Annotated in this window: 11 protein-coding genes; 5 read left to right on the top strand and 6 right to left on the bottom strand. The window is 68.4% G+C overall.

The genetic code is table 11. From position 1 onward, the window contains the following. The first annotated feature begins 22 nt into the window (after nucleotides 1-22). Nucleotides 23-796 (top strand): sugar nucleotide-binding protein, encoded by a 774-nt coding sequence (locus tag QWJ38_RS16850; RefSeq protein ID WP_290360263.1) that lies wholly within the window; start codon nucleotides 23-25, stop codon nucleotides 794-796. Here QWJ38_RS16850 and QWJ38_RS16845 read toward each other — a convergent pair. From QWJ38_RS16845 to QWJ38_RS16820, 6 genes are all read right to left on the bottom strand, one after another. Then, nucleotides 786-1,862 (bottom strand): protein kinase family protein, encoded by a 1,077-nt coding sequence (locus QWJ38_RS16845; protein ID WP_290360262.1) that lies wholly within the window; start codon nucleotides 1,860-1,862, stop codon nucleotides 786-788. The genes QWJ38_RS16850 and QWJ38_RS16845 overlap by 11 nt on opposite strands. After that, nucleotides 1,844-2,731, bottom strand: coding sequence for an aldo/keto reductase (locus QWJ38_RS16840; RefSeq protein ID WP_290360261.1), 888 nt, complete (start codon nucleotides 2,729-2,731; stop codon nucleotides 1,844-1,846). Before QWJ38_RS16840 ends, QWJ38_RS16845 begins: the two co-directional genes overlap by 19 nt. A 168-nt stretch (nucleotides 2,732-2,899) precedes the next feature. Continuing rightward, nucleotides 2,900-3,790, bottom strand: coding sequence for a maltose ABC transporter permease MalG (malG, locus tag QWJ38_RS16835; RefSeq protein ID WP_290360260.1), 891 nt, complete (start codon nucleotides 3,788-3,790; stop codon nucleotides 2,900-2,902). Nucleotides 3,791-3,800: 10 nt separating this feature from the next. Continuing rightward, nucleotides 3,801-5,450: a maltose ABC transporter permease MalF gene (malF, locus tag QWJ38_RS16830; RefSeq protein WP_290360259.1), complete on the bottom strand. Its 1,650-nt coding sequence runs from the start codon at nucleotides 5,448-5,450 to the stop codon at nucleotides 3,801-3,803. A gap of 5 nt (nucleotides 5,451-5,455) precedes the next feature. Beyond that, nucleotides 5,456-6,661: a maltose/maltodextrin ABC transporter substrate-binding protein MalE gene (gene malE / locus QWJ38_RS16825; RefSeq protein ID WP_290360258.1), complete on the bottom strand. Its 1,206-nt coding sequence runs from the start codon at nucleotides 6,659-6,661 to the stop codon at nucleotides 5,456-5,458. Then, nucleotides 6,658-7,758 (bottom strand): ABC transporter ATP-binding protein, encoded by a 1,101-nt coding sequence (locus tag QWJ38_RS16820; RefSeq protein ID WP_290360257.1) that lies wholly within the window; start codon nucleotides 7,756-7,758, stop codon nucleotides 6,658-6,660. The genes malE and QWJ38_RS16820 overlap by 4 nt, the downstream gene beginning before the upstream one ends. Nucleotides 7,759-8,086: 328 nt before the next feature. Between QWJ38_RS16820 and QWJ38_RS16815 the strand changes: the two genes are divergently transcribed. Genes QWJ38_RS16815 through glgX form a run of 4 tightly spaced genes read left to right on the top strand, consistent with a single transcriptional unit; the run spans nucleotide 8,087 to nucleotide 15,807 of the window. Continuing rightward, nucleotides 8,087-10,603 (top strand): glycogen/starch/alpha-glucan phosphorylase, encoded by a 2,517-nt coding sequence (locus QWJ38_RS16815; protein WP_290360256.1) that lies wholly within the window; start codon nucleotides 8,087-8,089, stop codon nucleotides 10,601-10,603. A gap of 28 nt (nucleotides 10,604-10,631) precedes the next feature. Further along, nucleotides 10,632-12,791, top strand: coding sequence for a 1,4-alpha-glucan branching protein GlgB (glgB, locus tag QWJ38_RS16810; RefSeq protein WP_290360255.1), 2,160 nt, complete (start codon nucleotides 10,632-10,634; stop codon nucleotides 12,789-12,791). Then, nucleotides 12,788-13,711, top strand: a complete 924-nt coding sequence (locus QWJ38_RS16805) for an alpha/beta hydrolase (RefSeq protein ID WP_290360254.1) — start codon at nucleotides 12,788-12,790, stop codon at nucleotides 13,709-13,711. Before glgB ends, QWJ38_RS16805 begins: the two co-directional genes overlap by 4 nt. Further along, on the top strand, nucleotides 13,711-15,807 hold the full coding sequence (gene glgX / locus QWJ38_RS16800) for a glycogen debranching protein GlgX (protein ID WP_290360253.1): 2,097 nt from the start codon (nucleotides 13,711-13,713) through the stop codon (nucleotides 15,805-15,807). Before QWJ38_RS16805 ends, glgX begins: the two co-directional genes overlap by 1 nt. Nucleotides 15,808-15,830 lie beyond the last annotated feature (23 nt).

Here is a 15,830-nt window from a genome sequence, read left to right as displayed (position 1 = left end):
TCAGCGAAGCCGAAGGCCGGCGATGGCAAGTTTGCTGATCACCGGCCTGAACGGCACGCTGGCGCCCAAGCTTGCGGCGCTGGCACAGGAACGCGGTCTCCGGCCTCTGGGCTGGGACCGCGTTTTGCTTGATCCGCAGGATCTCGCCGCCGGGCAGGCCTGGCTCGATGCCCGGCAGCCCGATGCGATCGCGCATCTGGCGATGGGCGGCGCGGACTGGGCCGAGAACCTGGCCGGCTGGGCGGCACGCAATAAGCGGCCTTTCCTGTTCACCAGCACGGCGATGGTCTTCGACCAGCTTCCCGACGGTCCGCATCGCCCCGGCGATGTGCGCACGGCCAAGGACGACTACGGCCGCTACAAGATCGCCTGCGAGGATGCCGTGCGGGCGGCCCATCCGGCCGCGACGATCACGCGCATCGGCTGGCAGATCGCCGCCGACGGCCGCGGCAACAATATGCTGGCGGCGCTCGATGAATGGCAGCGCCGCGAGGGCCGTGTCGGCGCCAGCCGCGCCTGGATCCCGGCCTGCTCCTTCATGGAGGACACCGCCGCGGCCTTGCTCGATCTGCTGCTTGCCAAGACGCCATCGGCCGGTCCCGTCCATCTGGACAGCAATGCGCGCGAGGGCCACAGCTTCGACCGCATCGCGGCCGCGCTGCGCGAGCGCTTCGAGCGCAGCGACTGGCGGATCGAGGTCCATGAGGACTACCGTCACGACCAGCGTCTGGCCGGCGATGAAGAGGGTTGGATGCCGGATCTGAGCATGCGCCTGCCGGCGCTGCTCAGGCGATGAGGTAGGCCCGAGCCTGCGCGCCGAGGCCGCGGTAATGCGCACCCAACGCATTGGCATCGAGCTGGGCGAGCGCCGCGGGCAGGGCGCCGCTGTGCTTCAGCGTCGCGTGCTCGCGCTCGGCCGTCTGCGCCAGCCACTCGGCCCGCCGCAGCGTTCTTGCCGTGCAACTCTGTCCACGCAGATCGTCGTCGAGATCGTGGGCATGGGCCTGCCAGCATTGCTGGAGGAATAGCGGGCCGAGATCGCCGTCGAGTCCGGCGCGCCATGCGGCCATGATGGTCTCGAGCCAGCTCAGCACATGCGCTCTTGCCCCGCGCTCGCGCAGCTGGCGCTGCAGGCCCTCATAGGCCGGCAGGGCGAGGCCGATGAAGTCCCGGAAGGCAGGGAGCGCTTCGGTGTCGTCCAGCATCAGCAGCTGGCCGGACAGGTGGCGGCTGATGATGCGCTCGGCCAGGTGGAACTGCGGGCAGTCATTGCCCATGCCGGCGCTGTTGTACTGGCTCAGCGGATCGAAGCGGTAGAGATAGCCGAAGTCGAACAGCCAGAGCCGGCGGCCATCGTCGAGCAGATTGCCGGGGCTGAAGTCCCACTCGAAGAAGCCGGCGGCCACCAGCGCGCAGCCGCTCTCCAGCAGCTGGGCGGTCTGGCGTTGATCGAAGCGCTGCGGGTTGCCGCCGGCTATCCAGGGCGAGACGATCAGACCGTGCCGCAGCGAGCCGTAGACCGGTTTCAACACGCCCGGCAGCGCCAGCGCGCGCAGCTCGGCATGGCGCTGCAGCTCGTTCAGAAAGGAGGTCTGGCCGTCGACGTTGCGGACCCGGCATTGCGGCCGGGCCTTCTTGACGGCGAACAGGCGCTCGCCGACGCGTAGCTTCAGCACCTCGGCGCTGAGACCGCCGGTGACGACGGCTTCGACGCCGGGGCTGTCGGCCTGCAGTGCGGCCAGCTCCGCCGGCGGGAGCGGGCAGTCGGCCGCATCGCCGAAGTCGAATTCGGCACCGCTGGCCAGGAAATCCAGATTGCGCCGCTGCCGCTGCGCGTCCAGGCTCAGATCAGGCCCGCCCATGCCGCTTGCTTGTCGGCGAAGACCTGGCGCAAGGCGGCCTGCTGCGCCGCCGGCAGCGGCCCCTTGGCGAGCAGGGCTAGGTTTTGCTGCAGGTTCGCGAGCTTGGAGGTGCCGACGATGCTGCTCGCCACACCGGGCAGGTGGGCGACGAAGCGCAAGGCGATCTCGGTGCGCGCCTCGGGCGCGATCTGGGCGTCCAGACCCATGGCCTGCCAGCGATCCCAGTACTGCCCCTCGGCGAAATCGTCGGGCCGCTGGGCATGGCGCCAGACGGCGCCGGCCAGCGGACGCTTGGCGATCACGCCCATGCCCCTCTCGGCGGCGCGCGGCAGGTTCTCGCTCAGATTGATCTGGTCACAGACGCTGATCGAGGTCTGCACGGCGCCGAAGCGCGAATCGTCGAGGGCGGCGGCCAACTCGGCGTTGTCGCCCGAGTAGGCGGCGACGCGCAGCTTGCCGGCGCGCCGGCAGTCGTCCAGCGCGCGGATCACCTCGTCCGCCTGCAAGGTCTGCAGCGGGCAGGAATGCAGGTGGACGATGTCCAGCCAGTCCGTGCGCATCAGGCGCAGCGCGCGCTCGACGCCGCCGACGATGCAGTCGTAGGTCCAGTCCGGCACGCCGTCGACGCCGTAGCCGACCTTGGTCGACAGGACGAAATCGCCGCGGCGATGCGCCAGATGGCGGCCGATGCGCTCTTCCGACAGACCGTAGCTGCGCGCCGTGTCGATCAGATTGATGCCCAGATCGAGCACCGCGTTCAACAGCCGGCCGGCCTCGTCCTCGCCGACGCGCTCGTCGTTGATGTGCATCGCGCCGAAGCCCAGGGCCGAGACGCGCAGGCCTGTGCAGCCAATATCTCTCAATTCCATCTCAGTGTTTCCATTCTGCGGTGCAGCGACTGCGACGCGTAAAAATCGCGGGCCGAGCGCCGGGCCGCTCCCAAGCCGGCCCGTCCTGGCGATGTGCTTGCCGGTCGATCCGGCGGTTATCGCCGTCCCCACGGGGGACCGGCCAAGGTACTCCTTGGACGAGGGGCCTCAACCCTTCACGCCGCCGGCGGTCAGGCCCGAGACGATCCAACGTTGGGCAAACAGGAAGACCAAGGTGATCGGCAGGCCCGACAGGACGGCCGCGGCGGCGAAGTCGCCCCAGAGGAAGCGCTGGTCGTGAAGGTAGTACTTGGAGCCTACGGCCAGGGTCAGGTTCGATTCCTCGCGCAGCAGCACCGAGGCGACCGGGTACTCGATGATGCAGCCGATGAAGGCCAGCACGAAGACGACCATCAGGATGGGCACGGCCATCGGCAGCAAGACGAGGCGGAAGGTCTGCCAGTGGGTGGCGCCGTCGACCTTGGCGTTCTCCTCGATTTCGACGGGAATAGTCTCGAAATAGCCCTTGATCGTCCATATGTGCGCGGCAACGCCGCCGAGGTAGGCGACGATCACGCCGGCATGGGTTTCGATGCCCAGCCAGGGCACGAAGGTCCCGATGGTCTCGAAGATCGCGTAGATCGCCACCAGGGCCAGCACGGCCGGGAACATCTGCAGCAGCAGCATGCTGTTCAGGATGCCGGTCTTGAAGGGGAACTTCAGGCGCGCGAAGCCATAGGCGGCCGTGGTCGAGATCGCGACGATCAGCGCCGCCGAGATCGTCGCGACCTTGATCGAGTTCCACAGCCAGGTCAGCACCGGGAAGGGCGGCTGGACCAGCGAGCCGTCCGGCGCCTGGTAGGGGATGCCCAGCGCCAGCTGCCAGTGCTCCAGGCTGATCGTCGCGGGGATCAGGCTGCCGGTGGCGAAATTGCCGGGCCGCAGCGAGATCGAAAGGACGGCCAGCAGCGGGAACAGCGTGATCGCCAGAAAGCCCCACAGCAGCGCATGTGCCGCGAACACGCGCCAGCGGGCTTGCTTGCCTCGAACGATGGCCATGTCTATGCCTTTATTGGTTTGCTTTGCGCATCAGGCGCAGGTTCAGCAGCGACATCGATGCGACGAGCACGAAGATCAGCGTCGAGATCGCCGCGGCGAGGCCGAAATCGGTGCCCGAATCGCGGAAGGCGATGCGGTAGGTGTAGCTGACCAGGATGTCGGTCTGGCCGGCCGGGATCTTGGTCGACAGATAGTCGGGCCGCCCGTCGGTGAGCAGGGCGATGACGACGAAGTTGTTGAAGTTGAAGGCGAAGGCCGAGACCAGCAGCGGCGACAGCGGCTTGATGATCAGCGGCGCCGTGATCTTGAAGAAATTGGTCAGCGGACCGGCGCCTGCCAGGGCCGAGGCCTCGTACAGGTCGGCGGGGATGGCCTTCAGCAGGCCGGCGCAGAGGATCAGGATGTAGGGATAGCCGAGCCAGACGTTGACGATCAGCAGCATGGTGCGCGCCAAGGTCGGGTCCGCGAACCAGGCCGGCCGCACGCCGAACAAGGCGTCGAGGATCGCGTTGATCTCGCCGAAGTTCTGGTTGAACAGGCCCTTGAACACCAGGATCGAGATGAAGCCCGGCACCGCATAGGGCAGGAAGAGCAGGGTGCGGTAGGTCGTGCGGAACTTCAGGTCTTCCCAGTTCAGGAGCACGGCCAGCATCATGCCGATCGCCGTCGCGAAGACGACGGTCAGGAGCGAGAACACGACGGTCCAGCCGAAGATCGACAGGAAGGGGCCGCGGAACTCGGCATCGAACAGCATGCGCTTGTAGTTCTGTGCGCCGACCATCACCTTGTAGCCCGGTGCCAGATGCGTGCCGGCGGCCGCGCCCTGGCCCTCGTAGTAGCCGGTGGCGGGGTCGGGTCTGAACAGGGCGCCGTCGGCGACGCGCTTGAGCGCGCCGTCGGCCTGTTCCTCGTAGTGGGCCTTGACCGGGCCGAACTCGCGCAGGCCCAGATAGCGCAGCGTTGCCGATTCACCGGTCTGGCCGGGCAATTGCAACCGCAGCTGCGCCAGCGCGGCGCGGTGTTCGACCAGTTCCTTCAGCGACAGCGCCGGGCCCAGTGTGCCGCTGGCCGGGCCGAGGGCCTGCATCGCCACGGTGAGCGGCTTGTCGCCGCTGCGCAGCGCCAGCGGCGGCGAGACAAACTGCTCGCTGCCCACGGCAGAGCCGGCCGGGTCGCGCAGCACGAGGCGGAATTCCTTGCCGTCGCCGTGCACGCTGTAGTCGCGCACCTGGTCCAGCACCGTGTCGTGCTGCTCGAGCAGGAACTCGCGCACGCGCTCCTGGCTCAGCAAATGGGCCGACGAATAGTTGGTGAAGCCGATCTGCGTCGTGAACAGCAGCGGGAAGGCGATGAAGAGCAGCATGCCGGCGACGCCGGGGAACAGATAGCGGTAGGCTAAGCCGGCGCGGCTCAGATAGATCGCAAAGCCGGCGCCGAACAGCAGGAGCGCGCCGAGCGCCCAGGCGGTCAGGCCGGCCGCGTAGAGCATGAAGACCAGGTGCATCGCGGCCAGCGCGATGACGGCGATCGTCGGCCAGTAGAGCGCCTTCGCCAGCTTGTCCAGCGCGCTGGGCGGCTGGCGCGTGTAGGCCTCGGACAGCGGCGAGCCGGGCAGGGAGGCGGCCCGGTAGGCAGAAGGGGCCGAGGTCGATGCGGTCATGGCGTTCATTGCTTGAGCAGCATCCGGCCGGCCGCGCCGTCCAGTGCATCCTTGGGGCTTTGCAGGCCGTTGGTGATCGCCTCCAGCGCCGCGTCCATCGCGGTCCAGAAGCGGCCCACCTCGGGGATGTTCGGGATGGCCTCGCCGGCGCGGGCGTTCTCCATGCTGGCGCGGATCAGCGGATTGACGGCCAGCTCGGCATAGAAGGCCTTGTTGGCCGGCACGCCGATCGGCACGTCGGCATCGAGCAGCTTCAGCGAGGCCGGCCGCATCAGATGCTGCTCGATGAACTCGCGCGCCAGGTCCTTGTTCTTGGACGGGGCCGAGATCATGCAGCCGAGCACGCCGACAAAGGGCTTGGACGGCTTGCCGGGAATGACGGCGGGAATCGCCGCGACGCCGATATCGATGCCGGCCTTGCGCGCGTTGTCCCAGGCCCAGGGGCCGGAGATCATCATCGCCACCTCGCCGCGGGCGAAGCTCGATTCCATCTCGGAGTAGCGCGCGCCGCGCGGCATCGCGCCGTCCTTGATCAGGCGCTCGAGCATGCGGCCGGCGGCCTGCGCGCCCTCGTTGTTGACGGCCACCTTGCTCGCATCGAAATCGCCCTGCGCATCGCGGCCGAAGATCACGCCGCCGGCGCCGGCGAACATCGGCCAGCTGAAGAAGCTCTTGTTGTAGTCCCACAGCACCGCATGCTTGCCGCGCTTCTGCAGCTCCTTGTCCAGCGCGATCACTTCGTCCCAGCTGGCCGGCGGTTTGGCGACCAGGGCCTTGTTGTAGATCAGGCCGGTGGTCTCGATCGCGATCGGATAGCCCCAGAAGCGGCCCTGGTAGCGGAAGGCCTGCCAGGCCGCCGGCTCCAGCTCCTCGTAGAGCGGCTTGCGCGGCTGCACCGGCGTCAGCAGACCGGCCTTGGCCCATTCGCCGACGCGGTCGTGCGGCCAGCAGAACACGTCCGGGCCCTTGCCGGCGCCGGCCGCCTGCGTGTACTTCTCCGGCGCGTCGACCGGATGCTCCACCAGCACCTTGACGCCCGAGGCGCGCTCGAAAGCGTCGCCGACCTTCTGCAGGCCGTTATAGGCCTTGTCGCCATTGATCCAAACTAGCAGCTTCGGCGCGGTCTGCGCGGCGACCGGCTGGGTGGCCAGCAGGGTGGCCGCCGCAAGAGCGCCCAGAACCAGCCGCGCGGCCTTCAGCGAATCCTTCATGCCGCCGCTCCGAGCCGCTTGAAGGCCAGGCCCTGAGCGTCGAACAGATAGCAGAGCTCGGCCGGCAAGTGCAGCTTCAAGATGTCGCCCGAGCGCGCGCGGGTGCGGCCGTCGAACTCGCAGGTCAGCGCGTCCTCGACACCGGGATAGGCGCAGTAGGCGTGGGTGACACCGCCCAGCGACTCGACGAAGGTGACGGTGCTCGAGATCAGGTTGTCATCGCCGCCGACCTCGAAATGCTCGGGCCGCAGGCCCAGCGTGACCTTGTCGCCGGTCTTGGCGCGTGAGGCGTCCACATGGGCGCGTATCGTCGCGCCGTCGCTGAGGCGGACCACCGCGTGCTCGGCCGCGGCCGAGACGATCTCCGCGTCAATGAAATTCATCTTCGGCGAGCCGATGAAGCCGGCCACGAACAGATTGTCCGGATGCTCGTAGAGCTCCAGCGGCGTGCCGACCTGCTCGATCTTGCCGGCGCTGAGGACGACGATGCGGTCGGCCAGGGTCATCGCCTCCACCTGGTCGTGCGTCACATAGACCATCGTCGTCTTCAGGTCCTCGTGCAGCTTGGCGAACTCGTAGCGCATGCGCACGCGCAGCGCGGCGTCGAGATTGGACAGTGGCTCGTCGAACAAAAAGACCTCGGGCTTGCGCACGATCGCGCGGCCGATGGCGACGCGCTGGCGCTGGCCGCCGCTCAGGTCCTTGGGCTTGCGCTCCAGCAGGTGCTCGATGTGCAGGATGCGCGCGGCGTAGCGCACGGCGCGCTCGATCTCGTCCTTGGGCACCTTGGCCAGCTTCAGGCCGAAGGCCATGTTGTCGTACAGATTCATATGCGGGTAGAGCGCATACGACTGGAACACCATCGCGATGCCGCGCTCGGCCGGCGGCACGTCGTTGACCAGAACCCCGCCGATGCGCATCTCGCCCGAGGTGATGTCCTCCAGGCCGGCGATCGTGCGCAAGAGCGTCGACTTGCCGCAGCCCGAGGGCCCGACGAAGACCATGAACTCGCCGTCGCGGATCTCGAGATCGATCCCGTGCAGGATCTGGACATCGCCGTAGGCCTTGGCCACGCCGGCCAGCTGAACATCCGCCACTTGTCTGTCTCCGCGCCGCGCCATGCGGCGGGCTTTCTTTAACTATCTTGGGTGGTGGGGCTGGCGGCGCCGGGAGGGCGGGCTGACCCCGTTATTTGTAGAGAATATACATGGCTGGATGTAGTTGAACAACAGCGCTTTCCCGGCCGTAACCCGAATGAATCCCCTAAAATCAATGGGTTGAGTCGGCTGCCGGGATTACCCGATGTAGTGAAACTACAAAAATTCAAAGGCCTGGGCGATACTTGACTCCAAGCCGGCGCTACGCCGGCACGCTTTCATCCGTTCCATCCAGCCCGATCGCGGCCGCGCCGCGAGAAACACCCTGATGACCGTCTGCACGACCGCCAGCCCCGAGACCGCTGCCATGAACAACAACACCTCGTCCAGTTCCCCGGCTCCCGCCGAGCTGCAGGCCGCCTTCCAGGCCGCGCTGCAGCGCGAACTCGCCCAGTCCAGCGAAGGCCCGACCCGCGAGGCGCTGATGCGCGCCGCCGCCAGCGCCTGCCGCGAACTGCTGGGCCAGCGCTGGGCGACGACCCAGCGCGCCGACGCCGCGCGCGGCGATGATCCGGCCAAGGCGCCGGTGCGCCGCGTCCACTATCTGTCGATGGAATTCCTGATGGGCCGCGCGCTGGGCAATGCCCTGGCCGCCCTGGGTCTGGACGCGAGCTTGCGTGAGGCCTTTGCGGCCGAGGGCCAGAACCTGCCCGATGTGCTCGAGCGCGAAAGCGATGCCGCCCTGGGCAATGGCGGCCTCGGTCGCCTGGCTGCCTGCTTCCTCGATTCCTTCGCCGAGTTGGGCCTGCCGTCCTTCGGCTATGGCCTGCGCTATCAGTACGGCATGTTTGCCCAGCGCATCCAGGACGGCCGCCAGGTCGAGGTACCCGACGACTGGCTGCGCCTGGGCCAACCTTGGGAACTGCCGCGCCCCGATGTGCGTTATCCGGTCGGCTTCGGCGGCCGCGTCGAGGTCGATGCCGACGGCAGCCGCCGCTGGGTGCCGGCCGAGCGCCTGGTCGCCCAGGCTTTTGATTTCATCGTGCCGGCCCATCACAGCGAGCGCGTCTCGACCCTGCGCCAGTGGCATGCAACGGCCGAGGCGCCGATCGACTTCAATGCCTTCTGCCGCGGCGCCCATCCGCAGGCGGCCAAGCACCGGGTCTCGGCCGACGCGCTGAACTGGGTGCTGTACCCGGACGACTCGACCGACCCGGGCCGCGAGCTGCGCCTGAAGCAGGAGGCCTTCCTGGTCAGCGCCTCGCTGCAGGACCTGATCCATCGCCATCTGCGCGAGTTCAGGTCGCTGCACAGCCTCGGCAAGCTGAACGCGATCCATCTGAACGACACGCATCCGGCCCTGGCCCCGGCCGAGCTGATGCGCCTGCTGCTCGACGAGCATGGCATGGGTTGGGACGAGGCCTGGGCGATCACGCGCCAGGCGGTCTCGTACACCAACCACACGCTGATGCCCGAGGCGCTGGAGACCTGGCCGCTGCAGATGTTCGAGGCCCTGCTGCCCCGCCATCTGGAAATCATCTTCGAGATCAACCACCGCTTCCTCGAACAAGTGCGCGCGCAGTTCCCCGGCGACGAGGCGCTGCTGGCGCGCGTCTCGCTGATCGACGAGGGGGGCCACCATGGCCATGGCGGCGAGCGCCGCGTGCGCATGGCCGCGCTGGCCATCGTCGCCTCGCACCGCGTCAACGGCGTCGCGGCCCTGCACTCGGAGCTGATGGTGCAGACGATCTTCGCCGACTACGCGAAGATCTTCCCCGGCCGCTTCCATAACGTCACCAATGGCGTGACGCCGCGCCGCTGGCTGCAGCAGTGCAATCCGGCGCTCTCCAGCGTGATCGACGAGCGCATTGGCAAGACCTGGCGCCAGGATCTGTCGCAGCTGTCCAAGCTGAAGCCGCTGGCCGGCGACACCGCTCTGATCCAGCAATTCCGCAGCGTCAAGCGCGCGAACAAGGAGCGCCTGGCCGAACTGATTCGCCGCGAGACCGGCATCGCCGTCAATCCGGACAGCCTCTTCGATGTGCAGATCAAGCGCATCCACGAGTACAAGCGCCAGCTCTTGAACATCCTGCACGTGATCGCGCGCTACCAGGCCATCGTCGCGAACCCGAACGCCGACTGGACACCGCGCACCGTGGTCATCGCCGGCAAGGCGGCCTCGGCCTACCAGATGGCCAAGAGCATCATCCGCCTGGCACATGACGTCGGCCGCATCGTCAACAGCGATGCGCGCGTCGGCGACAAGTTGAAGCTGGTCTTCATGCCCAACTACGGCGTCTCGCTGGCCGAGATGATCATCCCGGCGGCCGACCTGTCCGAGCAGATCTCGACGGCCGGCACCGAGGCCTCCGGCACCGGCAATATGAAGTTCTCGCTGAACGGCGCGCTGACCATCGGCACCTGGGACGGCGCCAATATCGAGATGGCCGAGGCCATGGGCACCGAGAACATGTTCGTGTTCGGCCTGAAGACCGAGGACGTGGCCAAGATGAAGGCGCTGGGCTATGACCCGCGCCTGTATGTCGAGGAGAACCGCGCGCTGAAGAACGTCATCGACGCGATCGCCGGCGGCGCCTTCTCCGGCGGCGACGCCTCGCGCTACCGCCAGCTGGTCGATGCGCTCTTGGGCCGCGATACCTATATGCTGATGGCCGATTTCGCCGACTACGCGGCCACGCAGTCCAAGGTCGACGCGCTTTACAAGGACGCGCGGGCCTGGGGCGAGCGCGCGGTGCTGAATGTGGCCGGCATGGGCTGGTTCTCGTCCGATCGCACGATCGCCGAATACGTCGAGCGCGTCTGGTCGGTCAAGAGCCTGGGCTGAACCCGGACGGACAGGAGACCACGCCTCGATGCTGGAGCCAAGCCAGATCAGGGCCTTGCTGGAAGCGCGCCACGGCGACCCGTTCGCGGCGCTGGGCCTGCATGCGGACGACAGCGGCCGGCTCTGGCTGCGCGCGCTGCTGCCCGGCGCGCGCGCGGTTGGCGTGGTCGAGGCCGCCGGTGGCCGCGCCGTGGTGTCGCTCGCCGAGCGTGAACCGGGCTTCTTCGAAGCGTCGATCCCGCGCCGCCGCAAGCGCTTCGACTACCGGCTGGCCGTGCAATGGCAGGATGGCGCGAGCGGCGAATATGCCGACGCCTATGCCTATGGCCCGCTGCTGGCCGAGCAGGACCTGGCCCTGCTGCAGGCCGGCCGGCATCCACGGCCCTACGAATTGCTTGGCGCCCATGCGCAGGACGGCGGCGTGCGCTTTGCCGTCTGGGCGCCGAATGCGCGCCGGGTCAGCGTCGTCGGCAGCTTCAATGGCTGGGACGGTCGCCGCCATCCGATGCGGCTGCGCCACGAGGCCGGCGTCTGGGAGATCTTCGTCCCGCATGCGGCCCTCGGCGATCTGTACAAGTACGAGATCGTCGGCGCCGATGGCGAGCTGCTGCCGCTGAAAGCCGATCCCTACGCGCGCGCGGCCCAGCTGCGGCCGGAGACGGCCAGCATCGTCGCCGCGCTGCCGGCGATCCGTTCGCTGCCCGCAGATCGCGCCGAGGCGAATGCACGGCGGGCGGCGATCAGCATTTACGAGGTCCATGCAGCTTCCTGGCGGCGTGCCGACGGCGGCTTCCCCAGCTGGGACGAGCTGGCCGCGAGCCTGCCGGCCTATGCCGCCGAGCTGGGCTTCACCCATCTGCAACTGCTGCCGATCAGCGAACACCCGTTCGACGGCTCCTGGGGCTACCAGACCCTGGGCCTCTATGCGCCCAGCAGCCGCTTCGGCCCGCCGGAGGGCTTCGCCCGCTTCGTCGACGCTTGCCATGCGGCCGGCCTGGGCCTGCTGCTCGACTGGGTGCCGGCCCATTTCCCGGCCGATCCGCATGGACTGGCCCGTTTCGACGGCACGGCGCTGTACGAGTACGCCGATCCGCGCGAGGGCTTCCACCGCGACTGGAACACCTTGATCCCGAACTTCGGCCGCGACGAGGTGCGCCAGTACCTGGCCGGCAATGCGCTGTACTGGATCGAGCGCTGGCGCGTCGACGGCCTGCGTGTCGACGCGGTCGCCTCGATGCTCTACCGCGACTATTCGCGGCCCGCGGGCGAGTGGATCCCGAATGTGCAGGGCGGCCGCGAGAACCTCGAGGCGATCGCGCTGCTGCGCCGGACCAACGAACTGGTGGGCGAGCAGGCGCCCGGCGCGATCACCGTCGCCGAGGAGTCGACCTCCTTCCCCGGCGTCTCGGCACCGACCAGCGCCGGCGGCCTGGGCTTCCACTACAAATGGAATATGGGCTGGATGAACGATACCTTGCGCTATATGCGCGAGGACCCGATTCACCGCCGCTGGCATCACGACAAGCTGACCTTTGGCCTGGTCTATGCGTTCAGCGAGAACTTCGTGCTGCCGCTCTCGCACGACGAGGTCGTGCACGGCAAGGGCTCGCTGCTGGGCAAGATGCCCGGCGACGACTGGCAGCGTTATGCCAATCTGCGCGCCTACTACGGCTTCATGTGGGGCCACCCGGGCAAGAAGCTGCTCTTCATGGGCCAGGAGTTCGCTCAAGTCAGCGAATGGAACCACGACACCCAGCTGCCCTGGGATCTGCTGGACGACCCGCGCCATGCCGGCGTGCAGCGCCTCGTCAAGGACCTGAACCGGCTCTACCGTGAACAGCCGGCCCTGCATCGGCTGGACTGCGAGGCGGCCGGCTTCGAATGGCGGGTGGCCGACGATGCCGAGCAATCGGTGCTGGCCTGGCTGCGCAAGGACGGGCAGGGCGGTCAGGTGCTGGTCATCTCGAACTTCACGCCGGTGCCGCGCAGCGGCTACCGCATCCCGGTGCCGGCCGGGGTCAAGTCCTGGCACGAGGTGCTGAACACCGATTCGGCCCATTACGGCGGCAGCAATGTCGGCAATCTCGATGCGCCGCTGCGGGCCGTCGATGGCACGATCACGCTGAACCTGCCACCGCTGGCGACCCTGTTCCTGCTGCCGGTGGCTGGCGACGGAGAATGCGCATGAAACGACGGGACCTGATCGCCCGTCTGGGGGCCCTGGGCATGTTCTCTCCTGCGATGGTGCGCGGCGACGCGGCGCTGCAGAAACCCCGCCATGGGCGGCTGGAGCGGCTGACGCTGCCGGCCTGGCGCCATGTGGCCGAGCGCCCGGTCGAGGTCTGGCTGCCGCCCGGCTATGACGGTCGACGGCCGCATGCGGTGCTTTATATGCACGACGGCCAGATGCTTTATGACGCGGCCACGACCTGGAACCAGCAGGCCTGGGCGCTGGACCAGGTGGCGGCGCCGCTGCTGGCCGAAGGCAAGCTGCAGGACTTCATCGTCGTGGGCATCTGGAACGCCGGCGAGGCGCGCCGCGCCGAGTATTTCCCGCAGGCCTGGCTGCCGCTGATCGAGCCGGCGTCGGAGCGCCAGCGCTATATCGACGAGGCCCTGCAGGGGCAGCCGCGCGGCGATGCCTATCTGCGCTTCCTGGTCGAGGAGCTGAAGCCGGCCGTCGATGCCCGCTACGCCACCCGGCCCGAGCGCGAGGCCACGCTGCTGATGGGCTCCAGCATGGGCGGCCTGATCAGCGTCTACGCGCTCTGCGAGTACCCGCAGGTCTTCGGCGCCGCCGCGGCGCTCAGCACGCACTGGATCGGCCTGTTCGAACGCAACGAGGCAATCCCGGCCGCGGCGCTGGCCTATCTGGAGCGCCGCCTGCCACCGCCCGAGCGGCTGCGGCTGTACATGGACCGCGGCACGACCGAGCTGGACGCGCTCTACGACCGGGCGCAGGCCGGGGTCGATGCGCTGCTGGCTCGCAAGGGCTACGGGCCGCCGCGCGTCGTCTCTCGGGTGTTCGAGGGCGCCGGTCATAACGAAGCGGCCTGGCGGGCGCGCCTGGACCAGCCGCTGCAATTCCTGCTTGGAGCAAAGCGCTGATGCTGGTCCGACTTCCCGACAAGCTGCTACCCGGCCGCCATGAACCGCTGGGCGCCACGGCGCGCCTGGAACAAGGGGCTGCCGGCGTCAACTTCGCCGTCTTCTCCGAATATGCGACGGCCGTCGAGCTGTGCCTGTTCGACACGGAGGGCCAGCGCGAGCTGCGCCGTTATCGGCTGCAGGGCCCGGTCGACGGCGTGTTCAGCGGCTTCCTGCCCGGCGTGGGGCCGGGCCTGGTCTACGGCCTGCGGGCGCATGGGCCTTATGCGCCGGAGCAGGGCCATCGCTTCAATCCGCACAAGCTGCTGCTGGACCCTTACGCGCGCGAAATCGTCGGCCATTTCGGCTGGCGCGCCGAGCACCATGGCTACGAGCTGGGCCATCCGGACGGCCCGCGTTCGTTCGACACGCGCGACAACGCGGCGCAGGCGCTGAAGGCCCGCGTCGCCGCGCCGCTGGCCGGTTCGCCGCGCGCGACGGCGCCGCGCATTCCGGCCGACGAGCTCGTGCTCTACGAGGTCCATGTCAAGGGCTTCTCGATGCAGCATCCGGACATCCCGGCCGAGCTGCGCGGCAGCTATGCCGGCCTGGCCCATCCGGCCGCCATCGCGCACTTCAAGTCGCTGGGCGTGACGACCTTGTCGCTGCTGCCGGTGCAGTACTGCATCCCCGAGCCACATCTGGCCGACAAGGGCCTGCCCAACTACTGGGGCTACAACACGCTGGGCTTCTTCTGCCCCGATCCGCGGCTGGCGCAGCCGGCCCATCGCGACGATCCGGCCGCGGTGACGGCCGAGTTCCGCCAGATGGTGGCCGATCTGCATGCGGCCGGCCTGGAGGTGGTGCTCGACGTCGTCTACAACCACACGCCCGAGGGCAACGAGTTCGGCCCGACCTTGTCGCTGCGCGGCCTGGACAATGCCAGCTACTACCGCCTGGTCGCCGACGACCGCAGCCGCAGCGAGAACCTGACCGGCTGCGGCAATACCCTGAACTGCCAGCATCCGCGCGTGACCCAGTTCGTGCTGGACTCGCTGCGCTACTGGGTGGCCGAGATGGGCGTCGACGGCTTCCGTTTCGACCTGGCGCCGGTGCTGGGCCGCACGGCCCATGGCTACGACCCGCAGGCGGCCTTCTTCACCGCCCTGCGCCAGGACCCGCTGCTCGCCCAGGTGCATTTGATCGCCGAGCCCTGGGACGCCGGCTACGACGGCTACCAGGTCGGCCGCTTTCCGGGCCGCTTCCTCGAATGGAACGACAAGTTCCGCGACGCGGTGCGCGGCTACTGGCTGCGCTCCAGCGATCCGGGCGTCGGCCGGGGCGAGCTGGCGCGGCGCTTCACCGCCTCCAGCGATCTGTTCCACCATGGCCAGCGCCCGCCGGCCGCCTCGGTCAACTTCGTCTCGGTGCACGACGGCTGGGTCTTGGCCGATGTCGTCAGCTACCGGCAGAAGCACAACCACGCGAACGGCGAGGACAACCGCGACGGCCGCGACGGCGAGCTCTCCGGCAACTTCGGCGTCGAGGGGCCGACCGAAGACGCTTCGATCAACGCCGCCCGCCGGCGCGTGCGCCGCGCGATGCTGGCGACCCTGCTGCTGGCGCAGGGCACACCGATGCTGTGCGCGGGCGATGAGATCGGCAACAGCCAGCAGGGCAATAACAACGCCTACTGCCAGGACAATGCGACGACCTGGCTCGGCTGGGACGAGGCCGAGGCCGATACGCAGGCCCTGGTCACCCGCCTGCTCGAACTGCGCCGCCAGCAGCCGCTCTTGCGCCAGCCGCAATGGTTCGGCGAGGGCGAGGCGCGCATCGCCTGGTTCACCCCGACCGGCCACGAGATGCAGCAGCAGGACTGGCACGATGCCGGCAACGCGGCTTTCAGTGCGCAGCTGCGCGAAAGCGCCACGGCCGCGCCGCGGCTGATGCTGATCTTCAACCCGGAGGCGCAGACGCTGCCCTTCACGCTGGCCAACGGGCCCTGGGAACTGCTGCTGGACAGCAGCGATGAACTGGCGCCCCAGCCGCTGCCGCCGGCCACCCCGCTGATCGTTCCGGCGCAGTCGCTGCTCGTGCTGCTGCGCCGTTCCTGAACCGACCCTTTGCGAAAACGAAA

This window comes from Roseateles violae (assembly GCF_030410485.1).
Taxonomy (GTDB): Bacteria; Pseudomonadota; Gammaproteobacteria; order Burkholderiales; family Burkholderiaceae_C; genus Roseateles_D; species Roseateles_D violae.
This window is presented reverse-complemented; position numbering and strand designations above follow the sequence as displayed.